Genomic DNA, 25,752 nt, shown 5'->3' with positions numbered 1-25,752 from the left:
TTTGGTCGGTGACCTTACATCTATTTCAGCTCATCGATATCGATATGTTCTATGCTCTTGAGCGGCTGTCCAAAGATAAAGCTGCCCGCCACCGCAAACTCAGCAATGTTATCGGCCGTCGTGGCAAAACGATGCTGCGGCTCGGCGGCGTCGCCCGCCAGCTGCTCGCGGCGCGTGAGGATATCGGTCAGCTCGCTCGTGGTCTCCTCGGCGGAACTCACCACACGCACCCCAGGCCCCAGCGCATGGCGGATAGGTCCCACCAACAGCGGAAAATGCGTGCAGCCGAGCACCACGGTATCGATACCGTGGTCGCGCAGCGGCTCAACCGTGGCGCCCACCAGCGCACGCACGGCAGGCGTATCGAAGATGTCCTCGTTCTCGAGCCACTGCTCCTGCAGATGCGCGCCCGAGGCGAGCTCGTGCTCAACGACCTCGACGAAGCTCGAGGCAGGGCAGCCGTACACGTCCACGCCGGCATCCAGGTCTTGGATGGCGCGCGTGTAGGCACCCGAACGGATGGTGAGGTTAGTGGCGAGCACGCCCACGCGGCGCGTGCGGGTGCTGTTGATGGCCGCACGCGCGCCCGGCGCGATCACGCCGATCACAGGAACGTCGAGCACCTGCTGGGCCAGACGCAACGCCGCGGCCGTTGCCGTGTTGCAGGCGATGACCATAATCTTGACGTCGTGCCTCGAAAGCCAGCGCCCCGCCTGCAGCGCAAACGAGCGCACCTCATCCTCGGTGCGAGTGCCGTAAGGGCAGCGCTTAGTATCGCCAAAGTAGTAAACAGACTCGTGCGGAAGCGCCGTGGCAATTGCCCGTGCGACCGTCAGGCCGCCCAGGCCCGAGTCGAACACGCCGATGGGGCGCGTGTCCCCGACCAGATTCTCGATATCGGACATTACCTCACCAGATTCTCTCTCGAAAAATGCGGCAACGCGTGATGCGCCGTGCTATGAACGGGCCGCAACGAGCAACTCAGCCGTTGCCACCCAGCCGTCGACAATCTTGCCGCGGGTGACAAAGGCGTTGTCGCAGGCGTCCAGGAACTCGGGCGCGCCAGCGCTGGTCAGACCATTCTCGACCAGGCAGAACGTGCCCACGTGATCGGCCATGTAGAAGTCGGACTCGGAGTCGCCGAGCGCGAGCGTCTCCTCGCGCTCGATCCCTAGGTGCTCGCAGAAGCGCGCGACCGCCACGCCCTTGTCGAGACCCGCCGGGTTGATGTTAAAGGCGCGACCGTCCTCGACGCGATCGAGCTCGAGCGTCGTCGGCTTGGACAGATGCGTCAGGTGGCCATTGCAGGCCCAGACCAGACCGCAGCCGGCCTCGTCGAGAATGGCCTGGGCCTCATCATCGGGAATGTCGCCACGCATGCCGACGGTGACCTCACGGTATTTGTAGCCGGTCGACATGTCGTTGTGGTACTCGATCTTGTGCGGCCAGCGAGCAAGGATCTTCTCGCACACGCCGGTCTGCTCGATCACCTGGTGCGGAGTAAGGCCGCAGGCGGGGTCGTAAGGCATGTCGCCGGTCAGATACTCCCAATCGTTGGCTTTGAGGTCGTACATGACCAGGCCGCCCATCTCACCAATGTAGGAGTTGAGGCCGAGCACGCGCGCGTCCTCGTGGATCATGGTACGGTTGCGGCCCGAGGTGGGAACCACCTGAATACCAGCGCGAGCGAGCGCCACGACAGCCTCGACGAGTTTGGTCGAGGGGTTGCCGTCGTTGTCGCGCAGCACGCACGAGCCGGGCGCGAGCATGGTGGCGTCCAGGTCGGTAAAGACGTACTTAACCTTGGCCAAGCGCTCGCGCATCTCGCCCGAAAGCTCGGCAACGGTCGGCAGGGTGTTGTGGGACATGGTTACTCCGTTTACGTAGAAGGGTTTGGACTTGGACGGCATGTTTTGATCGGGGGAACACGCTTATGGCGACAGCGCACTCAGGGCGCCGCCGCCATCATGGTTCATTAGTCAAACTGGGTAACATCGATCAGGCGATTGGCCAGTGAAAGGTCGCTCTCGATGGGCACGAACTCGTCGCCCACGTGCATGAGCTCCTCGTCACCCTTTGCCAGCAGCAAAACAATGGTGGGAGCATCGGGGTTGACGTACTCCTCGCGCGCCGCCTTGAACGCCGCATGCACAGCGGCTTCGCGATCGAGGATAATCTTGTTCGGCGTATCGTCGGGAACATGTTCGGCAAGCTCGCGACAGACCTTCATCGGGTCCTCGTGAGCCGGGTCCTCGTTGGCAAAGATCATCAGGTCGGAATATGGTGCGGCCTCGCGCGGAAGCTGCTCGCGGCGCTCCTGCGCCTTGCCGCCGGCAGCACCAAACACTGCGATGACCGGGCTGACGGGAAACGCGCGCTTCACCGACGAGAAAAGCGAGCGGAACGAAAGCTGGTTGTGCGCGTAGTCAACGACACAAATCACGCGGCCGTCCTTCGACTCCACGACCTCCATGCGGCCCGGCACACGCAGTTTGGAGAGGCCCTTCTTGATGGCATCGATACCGATGCCGATCTCGCGCGCAGCGGCGATAGCGACCAGCGCGTTCTCCACGTTAAAGTCTCCCGCGATACCCAGCAGGACCTTCTCCCCCGCCTCGGACTCGTCGGCACACAGGCCATGCAAGTTGAACTCGATGCTAAAGCCGACCATGCGTACGTCGCTCGCCCACAGGCTTGCCTCGGGATGCTCGACGCCAACGGTCACCAAGCGCTCGGCCGTCGACGCTGCCTCCAGCACACGGTCGACCTCTTCGGTGCCCAGATTCACCACGGCGGTCTTTGCCTGGTCAAAGATCCTGAGTTTGCTCTCAAAATAATCCTCGAAGGTCGGGTGCTCGATCGGCGAGATGTGGTCGCGGCCGATGTTGAGGAAGCACGCCACGTCAAACGGCAGGTTCTCGACGCGCTGGTACTTGAGCGCCTGGCTCGAGACCTCCATGACCATGGACTGGCGACCGGACGTGCGGCAGTTGGCGATATGGCGCCAGACCTCGGGGGCCTCGGGCGTAGTATTGGTGCTCTCGTAGCACTCGATACCATCGTCGGTACTCACCGAGCCGATCATGCCGCAAGACTCGCCCGCCGCCTTGATGATGGACTGGAGCATAAAAGCGGCCGTGGTCTTTCCCTTGGTGCCGGTGATGCCCACGATCTTGACGTCGTGGTCGGGACGGTCGTAGACCTCCGGCGGCAACAGGGCCATGGCCGTGCGGACGCTATCAACAACCAGCATCGCAGCACCGCTCTCCTTCGCCAGCGGCTCCAGAGACTCGACCAGCGACTCCTCGCACACAAATGCGACGGCGCCAGCATCGAGCGCCATGCTCAAAAACGCGGGCTTAAAGGCAGCACCTTTGCAGAAGAACACGTCACCTGCCGAGACCGCGCGCGAATCAAACGAGCAGCCGGTCACGGCACGCTCGTCAACCTGCTCTGATGCGCGCAGCTCGCCGCACACATCGAGAAGCTTGGCAAGCGTATCGACCGTGGTCACGGTCGCGGAATCCGAATGGTGCATCTTTCACCTTTCTCAGCCATTTGGCAGGGACGGTTTTTATAGTAACTGAAACGCACCCACGCAAAAACGGCTCCCGGAGGAGCCGTTACGCGCAGGCGTTCGTAAGCCGAGGCTAGGCAGCCTGAACAGTGGGCTGGTCCTCGTCGATAAAGAAGCGCTTGTACCACACCAAGAACACGAGCGGCGTATAGATCTTGCGCTGGAAATCGCCCTTGCCCGCAAAGTGCAGATCGAGTAGGTGCATGAGCTCGTCGGTATCGAAGAACTCGCTTGCCCACGGCGCGGTGAAGTACTCCTTGACATAGTCGTACCACTTTTGCTCGCGCAGCCAGTAGATAATCGGCACCGGGAAGCCCACCTTGGGACGGGTGGCCCACTCATCGGGCAGCGACTTGTTGGCAGCGTGGCGGAGTACCTGTTTGTTGCCGTTCTCGTTGATGCGGTAGCGGTCGGGAATGTGCTCGGCGAACTCCATGACTTTGCGGTCCAGGAAGGGCACGCGCAGCTCCAGCGAGTGCGCCATGCACATCTTGTCGGCCTTGAGCAGAATGTCGCCCGGGAGCCACATGTTCATGTCCAGGTACTGCTTCTTGACCAGCTCGGGCTGACCCTTCACGCGCGCATAGATGGGAGCGGCAAGCTCGAAGGCGCCATCGCCGGTGTTGTACTCGGGCTTGAGCACGCCGTCGACCTCGCGCTCCGGCCATACCAGAGCCTGTCCCAGGAACGACTTCTCGGGGATCTCGGCACCCTTGACCAGGAAGTTATGTCCCTTGAAGTACGGCATATGCAGCGCCAGGTTACCGAGCGCGCGACGGATGGGCAGCGGCACCATCTTTTTGTACTTGCGCACCGGGACCGTGTCCTCGTAGTAGGCGTAGCCGCCAAAGAGCTCGTCGGCGCCTTCGCCCGAAAGCACGACGGTGACGTCCTTGCGGGCCATCTCGGCCAAGAACCACAGCGGCACGGAAGACAGGTTGGACTGCGGCTCGTCCATGTGATACTGGATGTCCTCGAGCGCACCGAAGAACTCGTCGGCGGTAATCATCTTGCGAACGTTTTCGACGCCGAGCTTATCGGAAAGCTCCTTGGCGTAGTTGGTCTCGTTGAAGTTCTTGTAGTCAAAGCCCACCGAGAAGGTCTTGTCGGGCATGAGGCAAGCGGCGATGTAGCTGGAGTCGACGCCACCGGAGAGGAACGACGCGACCTTGACGTCGGCGATGCGATGGGCCTCGACGCTCTCGTGCACGACTTCGTCCAGCTCATCGACATACTCTTCGAACGGCTTCTCGACGGCAGAGTAATCGCAATCCCAGTAGCGCTCGATGTTCATCTTGCCGGTCGGGATATCGACGGTAAAGTAGTGCGCCGGCGGCAGCTTGTAGACACCCTCGAAGAAGGTCTCCTCGGTTGCCGAATACTGCAGCGTCATGTACGGACGCAGAGCCTTTTTGTTGACCGCCTTGTGGAAGTGCGGGTAGTCCAGGAAGCTCTTGATCTCGGAACCAAAGAGCACGCCCGGAGCGCCGTCGCCCGCATCGGCCATGGGATAGTAGTAGAGCGGCTTGATGCCAAAGATGTCGCGGGCGCCAAAAAGCTTGTTCTTCTTTTTGTCCCAGATGACGAAGGCGTACATACCGCGCAGGCGATCGAGAACGGCCTCGCCCCACTCCTCGTAGCCGTGCAGGAGGCTCTCGGTGTCGGCGCCGCAGTGGAACTTGTAGCCCTTGGCCTCGAGCTCAGAACGGAGTTCTTGGAAGTTGTAGATCTCGCCGTTGAAGACAATGACGACGCTACCGTCCTCGTTGGCCATGGGTTGGGCGCCAGCCTCGGTCAGGTCGAGGATCGACAGGCGGCGGAAGCCGAGGGCAACGCGGCCGTCGATAAACTGACCGCCCATGTCGGGACCGCGATGGACGATGCGGTCCATCATCTTGGTGAGCACCTCGGATTGGTTATCCGTCCCACCGACAAAACCGACAAAACCGCACATATACTATCCCCTCTGCTGTTGCTGGGCATCAAATCGAATCAGTAGCTTTTGAGTATACCCGAGGGCGTAAAGAGGGGCGGAATGTTCAGGCAATCTCAACTGAATCAGCTCCGCTGTGACACGCGCCAGTTACCTTTAATGGATATGAGGTGAATGAGGCGATTGTTTTGCTATACTCTCTCCGCACGGGCGATTGGCGCAACGGTTAGCGCAGGTGCTTTACACGCACAAGGCTGGGGGTTCGAATCCCTCATCGCCCACCACCGATTTGATAGGCTCCCAGCTATGGGGGCCTTTCCTTTTTCAGGCCCATCGCAGAGGGATTCGAACCCGCAAGGGTGCGGAGCTGAGGAAACGCGTAAGCGTTTTCCAGCGCAGCACGCGAGGGCCGCAGGCCCGAAGCGGAAGCGGGCGGCGAAGCCGCACGCGACATCCCTCATCGCCCACCACTGATTTGATAGGCTCCCAGCAATGGGGGCCTTTCTTTTTTGGGCCCATCGCAGAGGGATTCGAACCCGACAGGGTGCGGAGCTGAGGAAACGCGAAGCGTTTTCCGGCGCAGCACGCGAGGGCCGTAGGCCCGAAGCGGAAGCGGGCGGCGAAGCCGCACGCGGACATCCCTCATCACCCACCACTGATTTGATAGGCTCCCAGCAATGGGAGCCTTTCTTTTTTGGGCCCAGCGCATGGGATTCGAACCCGCCAGCACGTCTGTCACAAAGGCTGTGGTCAAAAAACGGCAAATATGAGTACTGCTACTTTGTTTGCAACATATAAAAAGATAGTTTTTGCTTAAGTTATGCAACATATGTCCATTATAGGGACTAACAATTGGATCAAAATCGTGCATTCATCGCCATTTCGACTTGCTATCTGGCCTTATTAGTCCAAAATTGCTGCTACCAAATCGGTAACATTACTCATATTTGATGTTTTTTGACCAGCAGGTCTCCCTGCCTTAGCAAATCTAAGGCAAAACGGGCTCCAGACCGTTGAATCGTGCCGCATATGGCACACCCGCAGTCCGGAACCCGGTCCAAATTGAGTTATTGCGCCGCGTTAGCCCAAGACACCCGACAGAATCTCGATCAGACCATCCACGTCGGCTTCCTCGCAGACGAGCGGCGGCAGGAAACGCAGCGTATGGGCACCCGTAGCGTTAATCACGGCACCGGCGGCCAACGCGCGGGCAACAATATCATGCGCATCGCCTGCTGCGTCATCCAAGTCGCAGCCGAGCATCAAGCCGCGACCGCGCACCTCGGTAACGTGCGGTAACTTGGCGAGCTTTGCCTCCATATAGGCGCCTACCTTGGCAGCATGGTCGGCATAATCGCCGCGCACGAGCGCGGAGAGCGTCGCGGCGCACGCCGCGATGGCCAAGCAGCTACCGCCAAAGGTCGAACCGTGATCGCCGGGCTTAAACACGTCGGCGATCTCTTTCTTTGCCACCACGGCGCCCATAGGAACGCCGTCGGCGATGCCCTTGGCAAGACTCATGATGTCGGGCTCCACGCCATAGGTCTGGTAAGCGAACGGTTTGCCGGAGCGGAACAGACCGCACTGGACCTCGTCGGCGATAAGCACGGCGCCCACTTCGTGTGCTAGGTCGCGCGCCGCCGCCATAAACTCCTCGGTCATGGGGTGCACGCCACTCTCACCCTGGATCGGCTCGAGCATCACGGCACAAATTTCGCTCCCCAGCTGCTCAAAGATTGCACGCAGTTCATCGACATCGTTGGGCGTGCAGGCCACAAAGCCACCCGGCAGCGGGCGGAAACTATCCTGCAGCCAATCCTGCATGGTGGCGGCAATGGTCTCGAGCGTACGGCCGTGGAAGCCACCGCGCATGCACACGATGGTGTTGCCGCCATTACCGGCACGCTTGGCGTACAGGCGCGCGAGCTTCATCGAGCCCTCGTTGGCCTCGGCGCCAGAGTTGGCAAAGAAGGTCTCCCAAACCTGCTCATCCGCAGCCGGGGCACCAAGAGCAGCTGCCGTGGTCTCATCGCCGGCGACAATGGCATCGGCAAGCACGCGCGCACCATCTACGTCGTCGTTAGCAAGCTTGGACAGCAGCGCCGCGACCTGCCCGCGCTGCTCGATGTAGAAGTAATTGGAGACATGCATGAGCTTTTTGGTCTGTGCCTCGAGCGCCGAGAGCACAGCCGGGTCGCCATGACCTAGGCTGCACACGCCGATGCCGGCAAGAAAGTCGAGGTACTCACGGCCATCGTCGCCGGTGAGCTTCATGCCGTGACCCTCGACAAACTCGACCGGAGAGCGGCCAAAGGTATGCATAACGTAATGGGATTCAAGCGATTGCTGAGCTGCAAGTGACATGGGATGCCTTTCGTTGAGCGCCGGACGGCGCAGACCTATGGGTGCAGGAATGGGGCGGCTGCGGGTCAGCTAGACCGTCTGAAGCTTCTCGACCTCGTCGAGGTTCTCGGTCAGACGCGCAGCAAACGTCGAAAGCGGATGCGGATGTGTATCGAACTCGTAAGCCGTCTCGGTGGAATGGATCACGGTGCCGACGCCGGCATCGGTCAGCAGCTCCAGGAGCAGCGAATGCGGCGTAGTACCGTTAATGATGTGGGCACGAAATACGCCGCCGGTAAGCGCATCGACGGCCGCACGCAGCTTGGGAATCATGCCCTTATCGACCTCGCCGCCGTAGAGCATTTCGTTAACCTCGTCGAGCGTTAGGTTGGAGATAAGCGAGTCCTTGTCGCTAAAGTCCTTGTACAGGCCGTCGACGTCGGTCAAGAAAATCGCCTTGTGCGCGTGGAGCGCTGCCGCAACGGCACCGGCGGCGGTATCGGCGTTGATGTTGAAGAAGCCACCGTCCTCCCCCGCCGCGACCGTGGCGATAACGGGAATGTACTCGCTGTCGAGCAAACGCTCGATATAGTCGGTGTTGACGTGCGTGACCTTGCCTACGCGGCCGAGCTCTGGGTCGAGTGGCTCGGCGATAAGGGTACCGGCGTCGCTGCCCGACACGCCCACGGCCAGGTTGCCATGGTGGTTGAGCGCCGCGACCAGCTCCTGGTTGACCTTACCGCCCAGCACCTCACGCACGATATCCATGGTGGCAGGCGTGGTCACACGCTGGCCGTTCTTAAACTCGACGGGGATGTCATAGTGGCTGAGCGCCTCGTTGATGGCCTTGCCGCCACCGTGCACGATAACAGGGCGCATGCCGATGATCTTGAGCAGGACGATGTCGCTCATCACGTCACGACGCAGCTGCTCGTCGACCATGGCGGCGCCGCCGTACTTGATAACGACCGTCTTACCGGTCAGGTTCTTAATCCACGGCAGCGCCTCGAACAGCAGCTGAGCGGTAACTTCGTTGGATTCGCTCGAACGACAATCGCGTGCGAATTTCATAATCTGCCTCGTCTTTCGTATCGTTATCGCGCCGTGCTCCGCTGTCCGCAATCGCGGCAAGATGCGCAGCGTGCCCGGAATCTAGGAACGGTAGTCGCCGTTGATGGAGATGTACTCATGCGTGAGGTCGCAGGTCCACACGGTCGTTGCCGCGTCGCCTGCGCCCAGGTCGGCCGAGATTACGATCTCGGGCGCCTCGAAACGTCGCAAGGCCTCGTCCTCGTCAAAGGGAACAGTCAGGCCATCGCGGCAAACGGGCATACCCATCATGTCGATTGAAACGTCTTCCTGGTCAAACCGCACGCCGCACTTGCCGAGCGCCATGGCAACGCGGCCCCAGTTGCAATCGTGGCCGGCGATGCAAGTCTTAACGAGGGGCGAGTTGGCAACGGCACGGGCGGCGATATCGGCCTCCTCGTCGTTCACGGCGCCGGTAACGTTGACCGTCACGAGCTTGGATGCGCCCTCGCCGTCGGCGGCGATGTTGCGCGCCAGGCTCTCGCACACCTCGTGCACGGCAAATGCCAACTCGTCAAAGGCATCGGAGCCCTCGACGATAGGCTCGGCATCTGCGGCGGCGCCGGAGGCAAGCATGATGCAGGTGTCGTTGGTCGAGGTGTCGGAATCGACCGTTACCTTGTTAAAGGTCTGCTTGACGGTCGAGAGCAGCAGGGCATGAAGTGCCGCCGGCTCAACGGGGGCATCGGTAGTGATGACCGCGATCATGGTGGCCATGTTGGGCATGATCATGCCCGAGCCCTTGCACATTCCTCCTACCGTATAGACATTGTCCTCATGACCCGCAGCCTCACTGACGTAGGACACGGCGTACTCCTTAGAGTGCGTGTCGGTCGTCATGATGGCGCGAGCGGCATCGGCGCCACCGTGGGCGGAGAGCGCCTCGTAGGCAGCAGGAATGGCGGTCTCAAACGTGTCGATCGGCAGAATCTGGCCAATCACACCCGTTGAGGCAACTAGAATCTGCTGGGGCTCGCAGCCGATGACCTGCGATGCGATGCTGCACGTCTCGCGCGCGCATGCAAGGCCGGTCTCACCCGTGGCGGCGTTGGCATTGCCAGAGTTGACCGAAACGCCGGCGATGATGCCGTAGCCCTTGTCGGCACCGCCCAGGTTGGCACGGCTCACCTGCACGGGCGCCGCGCAAAAGCGATTGGTGGTAAACACGCCGGCACCGGGACAGGGTTTATCGGGCACGACGAGGGCGTAATCCAGGCGCTCGGGATTCTTGCGGAACCCAGCGTGGATGCCTGCGGCTTTAAAACCAGCCGCAGCCGTAACGCCACCCTCGATAGCGCGAATCTTGATATCAAACAGCTCGGTATTCATCGTCTTTATGACTCCTTATGTCAAACAAAAAACGGACATCGGTTGGTGCGCCATGCCAGTCGTGATCATGAAACCAGCTTAAGAGTGGCGCCCCACTCGATGCCCGACTACCAAATCGTTAACAATCGAATGTGCTACACCGGGCACGCCACTGTGGGCAAGCCTCGTCGCTCGTCAAAACCAAAGACGATATTGGCGCACTGGACCGCCTGGCCTGCTGCACCCTTACACAGATTGTCGATGGCGCCCGTCGCCACCAGCACGCCCGCGCGCTTGTTGAGCGCGAGGCCGATCTGGGCGGCGTTGGTGCCGACGACCGAAGCCGTCTTGGGCTGCTGACCGGCATCGAATACACGCACGAAGGTGCGACCGGCGTAGAACTGCTTGTAATGGTCGACAACGTCCTCAAGGGTCAAGGTATCGATAGCCTGTGGCGTAAGCGGCATCGTTACCGTAGAGAGTAGACCGCGCTTGAGCGGTGCCAGGTGCGGGGTAAAGACGACGCGATCGGTTAGGCCCAAGATCTGCTCAATTTCGGGCGTGTGACGGTGCTTGCCCACGCCATAGGCCTCCAGGTTTTCGTCCGCGCTGCAAAAATGCGTACGGGCGTTACAGGACTTACCGGCACCCGTCACACCGCTGATAGCGTCAACGATCACGGGGCCACTCTGGGCAACCCAGCCGGCGCGCACGGCGGGCGCGGCGGCAAGGCTCGTTGCGGTGGGATAGCAACCGGCGCAGGCGACCAGCACGGGCTTGCCGTCGGCATGGTCGGATGCGGCGGCCTCCAGGTCCTGGCAGAACAGCTCGGGCAGACCAAAGGCACGGGTCTTGAGCAGCTCGGGGCTCGTGTGCTCGGCGGCATACCATATCTCAAAGACGGACGGGTCGCTCAGGCGATAATCGGCCGAAAGGTCAAAGCAGGAGACACCCGCGGCGAGCAGCGCAGGCACCTGTGCCATGGCGGCAGTGTGCGGCACGGCAAGAAAGACCGCATCGCAGCTCTTGAGCTCGGGGGCGTCATGCGTGGTAAAAACCAGATCGCTTATGCCAGCAAAGCTCGGGTACACCGCGGACAGCGGCTGGCCAGCATCGGCGTTGGACGTAATGGCAACAAGCTCAAACTCGGGATGGCCGAGAATGAGGCGAATAAGCTCGGCTCCGGCGTATCCCGCCGCACCGACGATTCCAACCTTCAAAGACATTTCAGACTCCTTGTCTGCGATGTAGGCACCGATGCGCATTCCGCAGTCGTCGTTATGAAGTGGTTTGAAACTTTAGCACCAGAGAATACATATTTACGTAAATAGTTTGCGTCTTCATGCATTGAAACACGCCCGACATATTTGCTTGAAGGAATTGACAAATTGGAGCGGGCCCCGTATTGACCGGCACTCCTTACGGCGCCGGGCAATACGGGGCCCGCCCATGCGGATACTAAGTTGTTAAGATGAGCTAGCCTGACTACAGCTCGACCGGCACCCATTCATCGTGGTTGCAGATATACGCCTCGGGATCCTCGACGCTAAAGAAGACGAGCGTGGGGTCGTTAGGCCCCTCATAGTGCTCGCTCAAGCGCTCAAGATGTTTCCATCCTGCCTCGCGCATATCGGGAGCGGCCTGGTCATCCAGACCCGCACGCCCGCGCAAGATCAACCAACCATGGCCCGGCCACCAACTCGTGGCCTCAAAACGCTGATTTTGCAGCAGCTCTTGCCACACATCTTTAGTACGCGCCGTTACAAACCACAGCTTGCCGTCCTGAATCTGTGCAAACGAGAACGGACGCACATGCGGCTGCCCGTCCACACTCGTCGCCAGATACCACGCCGGCACCGACGTTAGATACTCCAACACCGTATTCAATCCGTCCACGGTTCCTCCTGCCACTAGCTAATTTGAGATGGGTAGTTAATTTGGGACGGGGCTATTTTAGCTATCCCTTAACTGCCAATGAATTAGTTGGCCAGGATAATTGTCAACTGGCATATGGGGGTAGCTAAAATAGCCCCGTCCCAAATTAACTACCCCGGAAGCCTGGTTTGTGTGAGCTAGAGCTCCAGGCGCTCCTCGCTGCCGTCGATATCGCAGAAGCGCGCGGCAATGTTGCGGACCGAAAAGAAAGCAAGGCGGCCGTCGTTGGCACTCTCGTGTTCCTCGCCGATGCCCACCATGTGCTTAAAACCCGCTTGACGCACCTTGTCGCTCGCAACTGCGTCGTCCTCAAGTGCGGCCTCGCCGGTCAATACGATCCAACATTCCCCCGGCTTCCAGCCCGAGAGCTCGAACTTGGGATTCGCACTCAGCTCCGCCCACACATCCTTGTCGCGCGACGTGCAAAACCACAGTTTGCCGTCATCGACCATGGCAAACGAAAACGGCCTCACGCGGGGCTGATGTCCGTCGGCCACATCGGTCGTGGCCAGATACCACGCCGGAATGCGCCTGAGATACAAACAGGCGCGCTCAAGCTGAGCCGTGCGGTCGTTGTCGGTCATAGGGACCCCTTTCTTGCGCTCAAATCGCGCCTAAACAAGTTGAAGATTGATGACGATGACGCAGATGAGCAGCAACGCCGTCACCACCGCCGCCAACGCATCGCCGCGGCCAAATGCAAGCGCATGCAGACGTGTGCGGCCCTGCTCGCCATGATAGCAACGGGCATCCATGGCGGCAGACAACGTCTCGGCATGACGGAACACGCCGGTGAACAGCGGAATCGCCATACTGCCGAGCATGCGCACACCGCCGAGCGGACCGCCCGTCACGCGCGCGCCGCGGCTGGCCTGCGCATCGGCCGTCTGTTTCATTTCGGTGGCAAATTGCGGCATAAACCGCAGCGCGATGCCCATAATCATGCCGAGCTCGTGCGCAGGAAGTCCCACACGCGCAAACGGCGCGAGCAGGCGCTCGAAGCCCGCGGTGAGGTCGAGCGTCGGTGTGGTGAGCGTAATGGCGCTCATACCGGCCATCATCAAGGTCAGGCGGCACGTCATAAAGACGGCGGAATGCAGCGAACCCTCGCTTATCTGCAGAAAGCCGAGCTGCCACAGGATGCGCCCGCTCTGATCGGTAAACAAGTTGAGCACCGCGACCACCGCGACGATCGCCAGCAGCGGCGCCATCGACGACAGAGCGCGACGAGCCGGCACCCGAGACACGGCATAGATCAGCACAACGAAAATTGCGACCGGGGCCAGTCCGCGGAAGCCACTGACCGTGAGCGTCGTGATCAGAAACACAAAGCCCAAGAGCAACTTGGTTCGCGGGTCCAGGCGGTGGATTGCACTATCGCCGGGATAGTAGCTGCCAAACGAAAACGCCTCCATCAGCAACCCTCCTCTCGCGTGACCGTTTCGGATTTGGCCTTGTCCGAGACGTTAGAAGAACCGTCCGAGCGACCGATCAGCAAATCTGCCAACTCGTCGGCCAACGACTCAACCGTATAGAGCCCGCCGCGACGCAGCGGCACGCCCGCTTCCGCGAGCGCCAACGCCATGCGCTGAGCAGCAGGTACGCCCAAGCCGATCGACTTGAGCTCATCGGCATGCGCAAACACCTGCTCGGGGGTTCCCTCGGCAAACACCGCGCCTTCGTTCATTACGACGATACGGTCGCAGCAATTGGCCAGGTCATCCATGCTGTGCGAAACCATGACAACGGTCAGGCCATCACGGTGAAGTCGATCGATAAGCTCAAGGAAATCCCTGCGCGCAGCCGGATCGAGCCCCGCCATGGGTTCATCGAGCACCAGGACCTCGGGTTCCATGGCAAGCACGCCGGCAAACGCCACGCGGCGCTGCTGGCCGCCCGAAAGCTCAAAGGGGCTCTTGTCGCCGACCGTGGAAAGGTCGAGGCCCACGCGCGAGAGCGATGACTCGACACGACGGTCGACTTCATCTTGCGGCAAGCCAAGGTTGTGCGGACCAAACGCCACGTCCTGCGCCACGGTTTCGGCAAACAGCTGACGCTCGGGATATTGAAACACCACGCCGACCTTTGCCTTAACCGCGGCGGCGTCTTTCTTGTTTGACAGATCGAGCCCCAGCGCGCGAACGGATCCCTCCTGGGGACGAATCAAACCGTTGAGATGCTGGACCAGCGTCGACTTACCCGAACCGGTATGACCCGCAAGGCCCAGGAACTCGCCGCGGCGCACCGTCAGCGATACATCGCGCAGCGCCCACGGGCTGCTGGGGTCGTTTCCCCAAAGGGCTTGTTTGTTTGATTTGTCCGCGACAGCCGAACGCTTGCGCCAGCGACGACGCTCGCGGGCGCTCAGCGAATAGCTATACGAAACATGGGATAGTTCGATGACGGGCTCTGGTACGTCATCTTCGTTGCTTGCCGAAACCGTACCGCCAACGATTTCCGATTGGGGTGCGGAAGACTGCCCCACGGTGCCTGCCCCACTTCGCTCGGCATAAGTCTGCGCAATCTCGGCGACCATATCCACCTCGCGCACCTGCGCATGAACGGGCACGCCCTTCGCACGAAGCTCCATGCCCAAGCAGCACGACGCTGGCATATCCAGATTGAGCTGCGCAAGTTCGTCCGCCCGCGTCAAGATTTCCTCGGGCGTACCGAGCATGGCAACGCGCCCCGCCCGAAATACCGCGACACGATCGGCCTCGGAGGCCTCTTCCATAAAGTGCGTAATCATCACGATGGTCATGCCGCGATCGTGCAACGCGCGGCAAGCCTTCATGAGGCCCTTGTGTCCACGCGGATCGAGCATCGAAGAAGCCTCGTCCAATATGAGCACGCGCGGTTCCATGGCGAGCACGCCGGCAAGCGCCACGCGCTGCTTTTGGCCACCCGAAAGTGCATGGGTCTCGTGGCGCTCAAAGCCCACCAGGCCCACGGCCTTCAGCGCCTCGCGCACGCGCTGTGCGATCTGGGCGGATTCCACCCCTAAGTTCTCGGGACCAAAGGCAACATCGTCCTCGACAAGCGTCGCCACGAGCTGGTCGTCGGGATTCTGAAACACCATGCCCGCGGTCGAGCGAATGTCGTAGACCAGCTCGGGATCGGACGCGTCCATGCCGTTGACGCACACCGTTCCCGCATCGGGCTGCAGTAGCGCGTTCAAATGCTTGACAAACGTCGACTTGCCCGATCCGTTTCCGCCGAGGATGCAGAAAAACTCGCCGTCCTCTATGTTCAAATCGACGCCGTCAAGCGCCGGCACGGCACCGTCATAGCTAAAGGAAACGCCCCGACACTCAATCATGCGCGGCCTTTGACCTGGTCCTTTTTAGGCGTGATGAGATTGGAGACCGCCTTGTACACTGCAAGCGTGAGCACCGAGTTAAGCACGGTCTTGATGAGGTTGAACGGTAGCACGGCAGGAAGCATGAGCGGGGCAATCACATCGACCGAGCCATACCAGAACCAAACGCCAATGGTAAGGTTTGCGACCATAGACAGCGCTGTAGCGGCAACAACACCGAGCACCAGGCCAATCACGGCACCCTTATAGGTGTGCATCTTCTGGTAGACGATAGCCGCGGGGAGAATATAGCCCAGCGTAGCAACCAAGTTCATAAGCGCACCGACCCAATCGCCCGTGGTAAGCGCATGGATTACGATCGCCATGGCGGCAACAGCTGTGCCGGCACCAGGGCCATACGCAAACCCACACACCATCGCCGGCACCAGCGACGGATCATACGTCAAAAACGGCGCCGAAGGAAGGATGGGTAGCTGCACATACATAAACAGGGCGCCCAGGGCGCACATCAGCGCCATGGTAACGAGCTGTTTGGTGCTCCACCTATTCGTGTTCTCAAAATGAATATGTTGCGACTGTTCAGACATAAGATCACCTGCCTCTTTCATCCGGACTCTAACCGTTGGTACTGGGATCTCACCAGTTCAGCCGGCATGCGAACCAACGCACACACGGGTCGCGGACTCATCGGCTCGGTCGCAGGCATCTCGCCTGCGCCACGGCGCCCCTTTGACACCGCCCGATTTACCGCCAGTGGGGAATTTCACCCCGCCCTGAAACAGCAATTGCAAGTGTAGCACGAGCGAGTATTCGCGCAAGTATGCCAAGGGTAATTTGTGGCGGGGGGAACGCAGCAGAAATACGTCCAGAACAGAGTGGCGCGTCGACCATATATCCCACCCATCCCAAAGTGTCGCGCTTTCCGCGGCAAAGCCGCGAAACAGCGAAGGGGACAAGTCACCGCAACAACCCCGTCCCCCACCCACCCCAAAGCAGCGCACCTTTCGCGCAAAGCGCGAAACAGCGACCGGGACACGCATCCCTATCAACCGCGTCCTTCTCCGCGAGCCGACCCCAAGGCCGTAAACGCAGGGAATCCGGGGGCGTGACGGGGGTTTCTCTCCGGAACATTCCGCAGGACGCAAAGAGGCTCCGCAGCGCGAAGCGCGATGCGGAGCCTCTTTGCATGTCCGAGGACGTTCCGGAGAGAAACCCCCGTCACGCCCTGCGGATTCCCGGTGGGAGTTCTAGACCTTGTCGGCCTTAGTACATACCGCCGCCCTGCTGACCAGCGGTAGCAGCAGCGATAGCGTCCTCAAGCTGAGTGTTCTTGGGCACATCGGAGACGGTGGCCTCGGTGATGAGGATCAGGCTGGCGACAGAAGCAGCGTTCTGCAGGGTGACGCGGCTGACCTTGACGGGGTCGAGGACGCCCATCTCGATCATGTCGCCCCACTCGCCGTTGGCAGAATTTAGACCCTGGCCAGCGGGCAGCTCGGCAACCTTGTCGACCACGACAGCGCCCTCAAAGCCAGCGTTCTTGGCGATGGTGGCGACCGGAGCGGTCAGAGCCTTCTTGACGATGTCGACGCCGATCTTCTCCTCGGGGTCGTCAATCTCGACAGCATCGAGCGCGGGCACAGCGTCCATGAAGGCGACGCCGCCGCCGGCGACGATGCCCTCCTCGACAGCAGCGCGGGTAGCCTGAAGGGCGTCCTCGACGCGATGCTTGATCTCCTTGAGCTCGGACTCGGTAGCAGCGCCGACCTTGATGACGGCAACGCCACCGGAGAGCTTGGCCAGGCGCTCCTGGAGCTTCTCGCGGTCGAAGTCAGAGGTGGTGTTCTCCATCTCACCCTTGATCTGAGCGATACGGGCGTCGATGGCCTCCTTGGAGCCAGCGCCGCCGACGATGACGGTGTTGTCCTTGGAGATGGTGACGGACTTAGCGGTACCGAGCATATCGGCGGTGATATCAGCGACCTTCACGCCCAGCTCGTCCAGAGCGGCCTGGCCACCGGTGAGGACGGCGATGTCCTCGAGGATGCGCTTGCGGCGATCGCCGTAGCCCGGGGCCTTGACGGCGCAGACGTTGAGGGCGCCACGGATCTTGTTGAGGACCAGGGTAGGCAGAGCCTCGCCGTCGATGTCCTCAGCGATGATGAGCAGGCCACGGCCAGCGCGCTGGACAGCCTCGAGAACGGGCATGATGTCCTGAACGCTGGAAATCTTCTGGTCGGTGATGAGGATGTACGGATCCTTCATCACGGCCTCCATGCGGTCGTTGTCCGTGACGAAGTAAGCGGAGACATAGCCCTTGTCGAACTGCATGCCCTCGACGGTGTCGATGGTGATGTCGAACGTCTGGGAATCCTCGACGGTGATGACGCCGTCCTTGCCCACGACCTCCATGGCCTCGGCGATCTTCTCGCCGACCTCGGGGTCACCGGCAGAGATGGTACCGACGGAAGCGATCTGCTCCTTGGTCTCGACCGGCTTGGCCTGCTTCTTCATCTCGGCGACGGCGGCGTTGACGGCCTTGTCGATGCCGCGACGGATGGCCAGCGGGTTGGCGCCGGCGGCGACGTTGCGCAGACCGTCGTTGACGATGGCCTGGGCGAGCAGGGTTGCGGTGGTGGTACCGTCACCCACGGTGTCGTTGGTCTTGGTGGCGACCTCCTTCACCAGCTGAGCACCCATGTTCTCGATGTTGTCCTCGAGCTCGATCTCCTTGGCGACGGAAACGCCGTCGTTGGTGATGGTCGGGGCACCGAACGTGCGCTGCAGCGCAACATAGCGACCCTTGGGGCCCATGGTGACGGTAACGGCGTCGGCCAGAGTGTTGACGCCCTTGGCAAGCTTAGCGCGGGCATCGGTGTTAAACGTAATGTTCTTTGCCATGGTAGGTAATCCTCCAAAAGAAATGCGACTCGCGTCGCCGCTTCCGAGTCCTATGCGGCGGGCGCGTTCAAAGACGAATCAGAGATTCTGACGAGACTAGGCCTCGACGACGGCGTAGATGTCGTCGGCGCGCATCAGCAGATACTTCTCGCCGTCGACCTTGACCTCGTTGCCACCGAACTTGCCGTAGATGACAACGTCACCGACCTTGACGTCCATGGGGATGCGCTCACCCTTGTCGTTGACCTTGCCGGCGCCAACGGCAACGATGGTGCCGCGCTGCGGCTTCTCCTGAGCGTTGCTGGCGATATACAGACCAGAAGCGGTCTTCTGCTCGGCCTCGTCGGGCTTGACCAGAACACGATCTGCAAGCGGCTTCAAAGACGACATGCTTGTCTCCTCCTTTTTGGGCCGCGCGGTTATGCCACGCGAATTAACCCTTTTTGTTTGCGTACGCGTTGAATGGTACCCACGAATGGCGGGTTATACAACACAGAGTCAAAAAATCTTATTTTTTGGCACTTAGATTTTCTGAATGCGGGGGGATAACTTAGCGGTGGCTCCCGTGTGGCTCCGGAGGGGCGGGGCATAAGGTTTCCTGCTCGGGCAGTCCTGCTCGCACGAAGGCCACATTAAGTGGCCTTCGGCTCGTGCGGAACTCGCGATAAACCTTATGCCCCGCCCCTCCGGCGCCACACGGGAGCTGAGTCAACGTTATCGGGCACGGCATTCAGAAAAGTCAGTGCAGCAAAATGGCGATGCGGATGGGGTTAGCGCTCGTAAATCAAGTTGCCTGCCAGGTAGGTGGCCTGAACCTTGGTGGCTTGGAGTTCTTGGGGGTCGATGGTGAGCGGGTTTTGGTCCAGGACTACCAGGTCGGCATACTTGCCGGGCTCCAAGCTGCCGAGGTTTTGCTCGTCGCCCGCTGCATAGGCGCTGCCCAGGGTGTAGTTGCGCAGAGCCGTGGCCGCATCGATGCGCTCGCTCGGCAGCCAGCCACCCTCGGGCCAGTGGCTTTTGGGGTCCTGGCGCGTGATAGCCGTGTAGAGCACGTTCATGCTGGTAACGGGCGTGATAGGGCTGTCGGTACCGAAGGCTTGGCGAATACCGCGCTGCTTATAGGTCGCGAACGGCCACATGATGCGGCTGCGTTCCAGGCCCAGGTCGCGCTCCGGACCACCTGGGTCGAGCGTGATGTGGCAGGGTTGGCTCGAGGCAATGATGTTGAGCTTGCGCAGGCGATCGATGTCCTGAGGCAGCAAATTCTCCAGATGCTCGAGCGTGTTATGACCGTGCTGGGGCAGGCCGTACAGTTCCGCGGCCTCCTCAAAGATATCGAGCGCGGCATGGATGGCACCGTCGCCGATGACGTGGATGCGCACGGTGTGACCGCGCTCCGCGGCAGCGAGGACCAGCTTGCGCATACGCTCGGCAGGAACCGTCAGACGGCCCTGGTCGCCTGGGAAGCGCGGGTTGGTATAGGGCTCGGTGAGATAGGCCGTGTGTTCGCTCGACACGCCGTCGAAAAACTGCTTAAAACCCGGCGCCGAGAGCAGCGCGTTGTTCGCGTAGCGGGTCTGCAGCTCTTCCAAGCGCGACTGGTCATCCAGCAGCGTGGGGAACAGATGGGCTCGGATGCCCAGCTTGCCGGCTGCCTGCAGTTTGTCGTAGACGTCGTCGCGGATAAAATCGCAGCCCGGCATGGGCATGAGCGACATATCGCAGATTGAGGTGATGCCTTGCTCTGCCATACGCTTCATTTGGTCGGCGTAAGCGCTCGCGATGCGGTCCTCGCCCAGCCACTCCAGGCAGCGCGGCAGCAGCTGCATGGCAGCCGCCTCGTGCGCAATGCCCGTGAGTTCGCCGTTTGCGTCCTTGTCGTAGTTGCCGCCCGCTGGCGGCTCGCTGTCGCGCGAGACGCCGAGCGCCTCGAGCGCGCGGCTGTTGAGCCACAGCGTGTGCCCGTCGCCCGAATACATAACGCAGGGGCGATCGGGGAATGCCGCATCGAGCGACGCCTTGGTAGGATGCTCGGTCGGGTCCCAACGGTAGTCGCGCCAGCCCTGCGTCACAACCCAAGCGTCATCGGGCAGGTCCTGGGAAAACTCGAGCGCGTGCTGTACCAGTGCTGCCTCGGACGTGCCCATATCCATGAGCATGTACGGCGAGGCGCCAACCGAGGTATGGAAGAAGTGCAAGTGCGCATCGTGGAAACCGGGGCAAACAAACTGCTCGCCGTAATCGATAACCGGCGTGACGGCGGGAGCCGCGGCGATCACATCGTCGGGCTTGCCGACCGCGACGATACGGTCGCCCGCGATGGCAATCGCCAGCTCACGGGCATCATCGATGCCGTCTTGTGCGGTAAAGACGTTCTTGGAGCGGATTATCCGATCGATATGTTGCATGGGCATCCCCATCTCTGGCAGGAAATTCAACACCCCCGAGTGTACTCCCCCACTCTTGTTACTAAACCCCAAGCGGCAAACGGCTGCTTTGCCACGCCAAGTGGCAGGTGGCATACTGGAGGCAGCCTGTACGATTTTGCGATCAACCCAGCAAGGAGCAAATCGATCATGACGAAGACCAAGGCACAGCAGATTATGGCAGCGACCGGGGTGCGAGCGGCTGACGACATCACCGCAGCCATCCAAGATATCGCTGCCGAGTTTGAGCCCTACATCATCAAGCAGCGCCGCCACTTCCATAAGCACCCGGAGCTGAGCCTCGCCGAGGAGCGCACGACTTCTGACATCGCCAATCAGCTCGATGCCATGAATATCCCCTATGAGCGCCCCCTTAAGACGGGCCTGGTGGCAACCCTTCGCGGCACCGCGCCCGATGCCTACCGCGAGGACGGCACGCCGCGCCGCCGCATCCTGCTGCGCGCCGACATCGACGCCCTGCCCGTTACCGAGCAGACCGGCGAGGAGTTTGCTAGCGTCAACGAGGGCTGCATGCACGCCTGCGGCCACGACTGCCACATCGCCATGATGCTCGGCACGCTGCAGATTCTGCGCCATATGACCGACGACATCCACGGCGAGATCCGCATCGTCTTCCAGCCCAGTGAGGAAAACGGCCAGGGCGCCAAGCTCATGATCGGCACAGGTGTGCTCGACGGCGTCGATGGCGCCTACGCCGCGCATATCTGGAGCGAGGTCGATGCCGGCACCGTAAGCTGCGAGCCCGGTCCACGCATGGCCAACACCGACTGGTTCCGCATCGACGTACGCGGCACCTCATGCCACGGCGCCATGCCCCAGCGCGGCCACGACGCCGTTATGGTTGCCGCCGAGATTGTCAACGCCTTGCAGACTATCGTTTCGCGCGAGATTAGCCCCTACGAGCCGGCGGTCATCACCGTCGGCGAGCTGCACGGCGGCACCGCGCGCAACGTTATTGCCGGCACGGCCTACCTCGCCGGCACGGTGCGCACCTACGGCGATTCGACCCACGAGGAAATGCCGGAGCTTATGCGCCGCATCGTGGAGCATACTGCGGCAGCCTTGGGCGCCGAGGCAGAGCTCACCGACTACACCATCGCCAACTACAAGGTCGAAAATGACGCGGCCTCGAGCGAGCGCTGCCGTCAGGCTGTAATTAAATGTCTCGGCCCCGCCGGCCAAGGCCATTATCGCGGCACGCTCTCGGGCGAGGATTTTTCGGAGTACCTGCGCCGCGTACCGGGTGTGCTCGCCTTTGTAGGTACGCGCAACCCCAAGATTGGCGCCACGTACGCCCAACATTCCTGCTTTTACAAGATTGACGAGACCGTACTGGCCAAGGGTTCCATGGTGGCCGCCCAGTATGCCATCGACTTTTTGGCCGAGCCCACGCAAGAGGAGCTCGACGGCCCCACGATCGCCGCGGTTGCCGAGACCAACCCCGACTTGGCCGCCAGGCTGCGCTCTGCCAAGGCGACTGCCGCTGAGGCGCGCGACGCCATGCACGATGCTCGCACCGCCCGCCATGCCGCGATCAAGGGCATCCACGAAGCTCGCGCCGCCGCTCGCCGCGAGGAGAAGCACGACGAGTAGTCGATTCGCGACTATCTCGCAGTCATAGCCGCATCGCGATGTCAAAGCGGGGGCGAACGCTATCTCAACGTTCGCCCCCGCTCATTTGTCAGGCTCTATTTCTACCATTTCTCCCCGTCCCCAAATGGCAGGCGGCAGGGCTACTCGTCCTGCAGGTCCTCGTCGGAACTCGACTCGGGTTCGGGTTCGGGCTCAGGTTCAGGCGTTGGCTCGGGCTCGGACTCGGGCGCCGGCTCTGGTGCAGGCGCCGGCTCGGGCGCGGGCGCAGCATCCGGAGCGCTATAGCCCGAAGGAGCGGCCTTCTTCTCAAACGGCAGCACAAACGTCAGGACGTCGTCCTTGTCTTCGTCGGCCCACTCGCTTGCGTAACGCGCCACCCAGTAGCCAACGGCACGATGCTTGAGCATGCTGCCAAAGACCGTAAGAAATACGGTGACGAATGCGATCAGCACCAGAAACGGCACGAGCGTGACGCCGCCGCCGGAAACGATTGCCTCAATAACCGTGGGGCGGTAGTAGTAGCTATACATACCAACAGAGGCAATGGCGCCAAAGACGGCCGTCAAGATCCATGTGATGACGTTGGCGATCAGGCCCGTCAAAAACTCGGGAATAAACGAAGCGCAGAACAGCTTAGTCTTATTGTTCTTAAAGGCCGCCCAGACCTTATCGAGCGAAAACGCGCTCTCAACGCGACCGGTCACCGCAAAGTGCATCACGGCAATGTCGGCGAACATCTTAAAGAAGACGCCCAGGACCGCCGAAGCGATCAGAGCCAGGACAAGCAGGCCCAGCGAGCCAAACAGCGCGGCCTCGAGCGCATAGGAGCCGTAGTAAGAGTACGAACCTGCGGCGCCGAGCGCAACGCCCTCAATTACCGAGAGCACTACACCAATAACGGGAATGGCAGCAATGACCTTGAGCACGCTCGAGATGACGCCCGAAAAGACTCCGAGACCAAACGACGTGGAGCGCATCAACGGACGGTCGATGCCGTCATCGACCTTGAGCGACAGGTCGCGGCCCCATTCGATGCCAAAGCCAGAACCGCACGCGCTTGCCACACAGGCTGCCAAAAAGCCGATAGCAGCCGCGATACCGCCGATAACGGGAATGAACAGCACGAGCACCGACACGACGCAGATAAGCGCCGGCAAAAAGGCGATCTGGCACACGCGCTGTAGTACGCCCGGCATCTTGGTCATATCCTCAAACGCTTGAGCCACACAGCCCTTGGGCACGTTGACCACGGGCGGCTGCGTCATGACCTGCTGAGGCTGCCCCTGAGGAGCCGCACCGGCCGCTGCATTAGGAGCACCACACGCGCCACAGAACTTGTCGTTATCGCCCATGGGAGCGCCACACTGCGAACAGAACATCGAAATCATCCCTTCGAATCTTGAGCGAATCACCTGGATCGCAAACGATGTCTTGTCATCATTATCACCCAGTGTGAGGACAAATTCTCCTAGATGACGTTTTTGCAACGCGCAGGGCGTTATTTGATTGTTAGACGAGCGCGCTCGCGTTAGTTCGTTCCGCGGAAGCCCTTGCCGACGATCTCGGAGCTGTCAACGATCGTGATAAAGGCACCAGGATCGACCTCGCGCGCGTAGCGACGCAGCTGCACGGCCTCGCGGCGGCTTAGCACGCTCATGATCACCGTCACGCACTTGCCCGAGAAGGCGCCGTAGCCGCGGCTGATGGTCGCCGTACGGTTGAGATGCTTGACGATGAACTCCTCGACCTTAAGGGGTTCGGAGCAAATGATCGTGCAGACCTTACGAAGGTGAATGCTCTCGATGGCCTTGTCGACCACAAGCGTCTTGGCAAACAGGCCGAGCACGCAATACAGGCCGACGCGCGGGCCATACAAAAAGGCCGCGATAGTTACGATGCCGATATCGACCAGCAGCAACGCGCGGCCAATCTCGAGCGTGGTGCGGCGTTTGAGGATCATGGCCAGAATGTCCGTGCCACCCGTCGAGGCGCCAATATCGAAGACGATGGCGCTGCCGAGGGCCGGCAGAATCACGGCAAAGCACAGGTCGAGCCACATATCGCCCGTCATCGAGACATCAGTCGGGATAAAGAGCTCAAACAGCGAGACGTAGGCCGAAAGCGCAAAGGAGGCAAAGACGCTCCACAGGATTGCCTTACGCTCCAAAAAGATAAAGCCCAAGATGACCAGGACCGCGTTGATAATCCACATAAAGACGCCGACGGGCAGAGTCGGGAACAGCGTAGAAAGAATGACCGACACACCCGAGGTGCCGCCGAAGGCAAAGTGATTGGGCGTTTTGAAAGCCACGATGGCAAAGGCCGTGAGGATCAGGCCCAGGTTGAGCTCGGCAAAAAAGCGCGGAAAGCCTGGTTCCTGGCTGCGCTTGCGGCCGGCGCGTTCGCCTTGCTCAATAACATCGCGATCGACAACGCGCTCCATCGGCACCACCGGAGGACGATGCACCTCCTCGGCAGCACGCGATGCCGCCTCTGCCGCAGCGGCCTCAATCGCCCATGCCTTGCTTTCTGTTTCGTGCTCGTCAGCCATTACGGCAACTCCTCGTTAACAATTTGGAAACAATGCGCCCATTAGGGTAACGCGGAACGCGGCAATTGCAACCCTTAGTTAGACGAGCGGTATGCCCGCATCGGGGGCATACAAAGAACGGCCGGCCGCGCATGTTCCTGCGCGGCCGGCCGTTTGACGTTTTCGCAGATAAAACCTGCCAAAATAAACCTGTCCCTTTTTGACAGGTTACTCGTGCTGGTTGGTGCGGCGTTCGTACTCCTCGGGGGTGATGACATCCTCGATGCGTAGGTTGACGCCCGCCACCTCAAGGCCGGTCATCGCGGCGAGGCGCTCGGACACACGCGCCTTAACGTCGTCGAAAATCGCGGGCGCGTAGGCGCCATACTCGATAATGACGGAAATGTTGACGACCACGCGGTTGTCATCGGTGACCTCGACCGTCACGCCCTTGGTCAGGTTCTCGGCACCAAACTGCTCCTGTACAAAGTGCATGAGGTTGCCCTTCATGCCCAAGACGTGCGGCACCTCGCGAGTGGCCATGGCGACGATCTTCTCGATCACGCCGTTAGAATAGGTCAGCGAGTCCTCGGACTCGTCTGCTTCCTCATCATCCTCGTCCGCATCATCGGCGGACTCGGCCTCGACGAGCGCCTCATCCTCGAGCGTTACGTCCTCGGCCTCGGCGGTGACGGTCTCGTCTGCCTCGAGCTCGGTATCGGCCACATCGACCTTCGTATTAAAAGCCATGGTTCCTCCTTATGCCTGCCGCGGATG

20 protein-coding genes, 1 tRNA gene and 1 riboswitch are annotated in these 25,752 nt (G+C 60.9%); of the genes, 2 read left to right on the top strand and 19 right to left on the bottom strand.

The features are described from left to right. Window positions 1-20: 20 nt before the first annotated feature. The 4 genes from murI to asnB all read right to left on the bottom strand — a co-directional run bounded on the left by murI (window position 21) and on the right by asnB (window position 5,531). Window positions 21-905: a glutamate racemase gene (gene murI, locus DXD94_RS05785; protein WP_117763502.1), complete on the bottom strand. Its 885-nt coding sequence runs from the start codon at window positions 903-905 to the stop codon at window positions 21-23. A 51-nt stretch (window positions 906-956) separates the two neighbouring features. Beyond that, window positions 957-1,868, bottom strand: coding sequence for an HAD family hydrolase (locus tag DXD94_RS05780; RefSeq protein ID WP_117763501.1), 912 nt, complete (start codon window positions 1,866-1,868; stop codon window positions 957-959). A 107-nt stretch (window positions 1,869-1,975) separates the two neighbouring features. Next, window positions 1,976-3,538, bottom strand: coding sequence for a Mur ligase family protein (locus tag DXD94_RS05775; RefSeq protein ID WP_117763500.1), 1,563 nt, complete (start codon window positions 3,536-3,538; stop codon window positions 1,976-1,978). A 112-nt stretch (window positions 3,539-3,650) separates the two neighbouring features. Beyond that, window positions 3,651-5,531, bottom strand: coding sequence for an asparagine synthase (glutamine-hydrolyzing) (gene asnB / locus DXD94_RS05770; protein WP_117763499.1), 1,881 nt, complete (start codon window positions 5,529-5,531; stop codon window positions 3,651-3,653). A gap of 187 nt (window positions 5,532-5,718) precedes the next feature. Here asnB and DXD94_RS05765 point away from each other — a divergent pair. Next, window positions 5,719-5,794 (top strand) — tRNA-Val (locus tag DXD94_RS05765). 796 nt (window positions 5,795-6,590) lie between these two features. On the opposite strand, the gene DXD94_RS05760 is transcribed toward DXD94_RS05765, so the two are convergent. The 12 genes from DXD94_RS05760 to DXD94_RS05705 form a co-directional block, all read right to left on the bottom strand. Continuing rightward, window positions 6,591-7,874, bottom strand: a complete 1,284-nt coding sequence (locus tag DXD94_RS05760; RefSeq protein ID WP_117763498.1) for an aminotransferase class III-fold pyridoxal phosphate-dependent enzyme — start codon at window positions 7,872-7,874, stop codon at window positions 6,591-6,593. 69 nt (window positions 7,875-7,943) lie between these two features. Beyond that, a complete protein-coding gene (gene argB / locus DXD94_RS05755) occupies window positions 7,944-8,924 on the bottom strand; it encodes an acetylglutamate kinase (RefSeq protein ID WP_117763497.1) in 981 nt (326 codons plus the stop codon). Between the two features lie 81 nt (window positions 8,925-9,005). After that, the gene (gene argJ, locus DXD94_RS05750; RefSeq protein ID WP_199568400.1) at window positions 9,006-10,271 is read right to left on the bottom strand and encodes a bifunctional glutamate N-acetyltransferase/amino-acid acetyltransferase ArgJ; all 1,266 of its coding nucleotides are present in this window, start codon (window positions 10,269-10,271) and stop codon (window positions 9,006-9,008) included. A 134-nt stretch (window positions 10,272-10,405) separates the two neighbouring features. Continuing rightward, window positions 10,406-11,476: an N-acetyl-gamma-glutamyl-phosphate reductase gene (gene argC / locus DXD94_RS05745; protein ID WP_117763495.1), complete on the bottom strand. Its 1,071-nt coding sequence runs from the start codon at window positions 11,474-11,476 to the stop codon at window positions 10,406-10,408. Window positions 11,477-11,735: 259 nt separating this feature from the next. Continuing rightward, window positions 11,736-12,146, bottom strand: coding sequence for a pyridoxamine 5'-phosphate oxidase family protein (locus DXD94_RS05740; RefSeq protein WP_117743817.1), 411 nt, complete (start codon window positions 12,144-12,146; stop codon window positions 11,736-11,738). A gap of 176 nt (window positions 12,147-12,322) precedes the next feature. Further along, window positions 12,323-12,769 carry a pyridoxamine 5'-phosphate oxidase family protein gene (locus tag DXD94_RS05735; RefSeq protein WP_117734276.1) on the bottom strand — a complete coding sequence of 149 codons (447 nt, stop codon included), beginning with the start codon at window positions 12,767-12,769 and terminating at the stop codon, window positions 12,323-12,325. A gap of 30 nt (window positions 12,770-12,799) precedes the next feature. Continuing rightward, window positions 12,800-13,600, bottom strand: coding sequence for an energy-coupling factor transporter transmembrane protein EcfT (locus DXD94_RS05730; RefSeq protein ID WP_117763494.1), 801 nt, complete (start codon window positions 13,598-13,600; stop codon window positions 12,800-12,802). Next, window positions 13,600-15,504: an energy-coupling factor transporter ATPase gene (locus DXD94_RS05725; RefSeq protein WP_117763493.1), complete on the bottom strand. Its 1,905-nt coding sequence runs from the start codon at window positions 15,502-15,504 to the stop codon at window positions 13,600-13,602. Before DXD94_RS05725 ends, DXD94_RS05730 begins: the two co-directional genes overlap by 1 nt. Beyond that, complete coding sequence (locus DXD94_RS05720; protein ID WP_117763492.1) at window positions 15,501-16,091, bottom strand: ECF transporter S component; 591 nt, start codon at window positions 16,089-16,091, stop codon at window positions 15,501-15,503. The genes DXD94_RS05725 and DXD94_RS05720 overlap by 4 nt, the downstream gene beginning before the upstream one ends. Window positions 16,092-16,096: 5 nt before the next feature. Continuing rightward, window positions 16,097-16,289, bottom strand: a riboswitch (FMN riboswitch). Window positions 16,290-16,767: 478 nt separating this feature from the next. Continuing rightward, complete coding sequence (groL, locus tag DXD94_RS05715; RefSeq protein WP_117763491.1) at window positions 16,768-18,405, bottom strand: chaperonin GroEL; 1,638 nt, start codon at window positions 18,403-18,405, stop codon at window positions 16,768-16,770. Between the two features lie 96 nt (window positions 18,406-18,501). Then, on the bottom strand, window positions 18,502-18,795 hold the full coding sequence (groES, locus tag DXD94_RS05710; RefSeq protein WP_022094351.1) for a co-chaperone GroES: 294 nt from the start codon (window positions 18,793-18,795) through the stop codon (window positions 18,502-18,504). 380 nt (window positions 18,796-19,175) lie between these two features. Further along, complete coding sequence (locus tag DXD94_RS05705) at window positions 19,176-20,813, bottom strand: amidohydrolase (protein ID WP_233502086.1); 1,638 nt, start codon at window positions 20,811-20,813, stop codon at window positions 19,176-19,178. 168 nt (window positions 20,814-20,981) lie between these two features. Between DXD94_RS05705 and DXD94_RS05700 the strand changes: the two genes are divergently transcribed. Then, window positions 20,982-22,445: a M20 family metallopeptidase gene (locus DXD94_RS05700; protein WP_117734271.1), complete on the top strand. Its 1,464-nt coding sequence runs from the start codon at window positions 20,982-20,984 to the stop codon at window positions 22,443-22,445. A gap of 140 nt (window positions 22,446-22,585) precedes the next feature. On the opposite strand, the gene DXD94_RS05695 is transcribed toward DXD94_RS05700, so the two are convergent. From DXD94_RS05695 to DXD94_RS05685, 3 genes are all read right to left on the bottom strand, one after another. Further along, window positions 22,586-23,824: a zinc-ribbon domain-containing protein gene (locus tag DXD94_RS05695; protein ID WP_158550184.1), complete on the bottom strand. Its 1,239-nt coding sequence runs from the start codon at window positions 23,822-23,824 to the stop codon at window positions 22,586-22,588. Window positions 23,825-23,973: 149 nt separating this feature from the next. Continuing rightward, window positions 23,974-24,996 (bottom strand): YitT family protein, encoded by a 1,023-nt coding sequence (locus tag DXD94_RS05690; RefSeq protein WP_117734269.1) that lies wholly within the window; start codon window positions 24,994-24,996, stop codon window positions 23,974-23,976. A 207-nt stretch (window positions 24,997-25,203) separates the two neighbouring features. After that, the gene (locus DXD94_RS05685) at window positions 25,204-25,725 is read right to left on the bottom strand and encodes an Asp23/Gls24 family envelope stress response protein (RefSeq protein ID WP_117763490.1); all 522 of its coding nucleotides are present in this window, start codon (window positions 25,723-25,725) and stop codon (window positions 25,204-25,206) included. Between the last annotated feature and the right edge of the window lie 27 nt (window positions 25,726-25,752).

Origin of the sequence: Collinsella sp. TM10-22 (genome assembly GCF_003466125.1) — a bacterium.
GTDB lineage: Bacteria > Actinomycetota > Coriobacteriia > Coriobacteriales > Coriobacteriaceae > Collinsella.
This window is presented reverse-complemented; position numbering and strand designations above follow the sequence as displayed.

Excerpts from the sequence above, each read along its gene's own strand:
- DXD94_RS05760 (WP_117763498.1), bottom strand. The coding sequence starts at position 7,874 with ATGTCACTTGCAGCTCAGCAATCGCTTGAATCCCATTACGTTATGCAT.
- argB (WP_117763497.1), bottom strand. The coding sequence starts at position 8,924 with ATGAAATTCGCACGCGATTGTCGTTCGAGCGAATCCAACGAAGTTACC.
- argC (WP_117763495.1), bottom strand. The coding sequence starts at position 11,476 with ATGTCTTTGAAGGTTGGAATCGTCGGTGCGGCGGGATACGCCGGAGCC.
- DXD94_RS05720 (WP_117763492.1), bottom strand. The coding sequence starts at position 16,091 with ATGTCTGAACAGTCGCAACATATTCATTTTGAGAACACGAATAGGTGG.
- DXD94_RS05685 (WP_117763490.1), bottom strand. The coding sequence starts at position 25,725 with ATGGCTTTTAATACGAAGGTCGATGTGGCCGATACCGAGCTCGAGGCA.
- asnB (WP_117763499.1), bottom strand. The coding sequence starts at position 5,531 with ATGTGCGGTTTTGTCGGTTTTGTCGGTGGGACGGATAACCAATCCGAG.
- DXD94_RS05700 (WP_117734271.1), top strand. The coding sequence starts at position 20,982 with ATGACGAAGACCAAGGCACAGCAGATTATGGCAGCGACCGGGGTGCGA.
- DXD94_RS05705 (WP_233502086.1), bottom strand. The coding sequence starts at position 20,813 with ATGCAACATATCGATCGGATAATCCGCTCCAAGAACGTCTTTACCGCA.
- DXD94_RS05695 (WP_158550184.1), bottom strand. The coding sequence starts at position 23,824 with ATGTTCTGTTCGCAGTGTGGCGCTCCCATGGGCGATAACGACAAGTTC.
- DXD94_RS05735 (WP_117734276.1), bottom strand. The coding sequence starts at position 12,769 with ATGACCGACAACGACCGCACGGCTCAGCTTGAGCGCGCCTGTTTGTAT.
- DXD94_RS05775 (WP_117763500.1), bottom strand. The coding sequence starts at position 3,538 with ATGCACCATTCGGATTCCGCGACCGTGACCACGGTCGATACGCTTGCC.
- groES (WP_022094351.1), bottom strand. The coding sequence starts at position 18,795 with ATGTCGTCTTTGAAGCCGCTTGCAGATCGTGTTCTGGTCAAGCCCGAC.
- groL (WP_117763491.1), bottom strand. The coding sequence starts at position 18,405 with ATGGCAAAGAACATTACGTTTAACACCGATGCCCGCGCTAAGCTTGCC.
- DXD94_RS05730 (WP_117763494.1), bottom strand. The coding sequence starts at position 13,600 with ATGGAGGCGTTTTCGTTTGGCAGCTACTATCCCGGCGATAGTGCAATC.
- argJ (WP_199568400.1), bottom strand. The coding sequence starts at position 10,271 with ATGAATACCGAGCTGTTTGATATCAAGATTCGCGCTATCGAGGGTGGC.
- DXD94_RS05690 (WP_117734269.1), bottom strand. The coding sequence starts at position 24,996 with ATGGCTGACGAGCACGAAACAGAAAGCAAGGCATGGGCGATTGAGGCC.
- murI (WP_117763502.1), bottom strand. The coding sequence starts at position 905 with ATGTCCGATATCGAGAATCTGGTCGGGGACACGCGCCCCATCGGCGTG.
- DXD94_RS05725 (WP_117763493.1), bottom strand. The coding sequence starts at position 15,504 with ATGATTGAGTGTCGGGGCGTTTCCTTTAGCTATGACGGTGCCGTGCCG.
- DXD94_RS05780 (WP_117763501.1), bottom strand. The coding sequence starts at position 1,868 with ATGTCCCACAACACCCTGCCGACCGTTGCCGAGCTTTCGGGCGAGATG.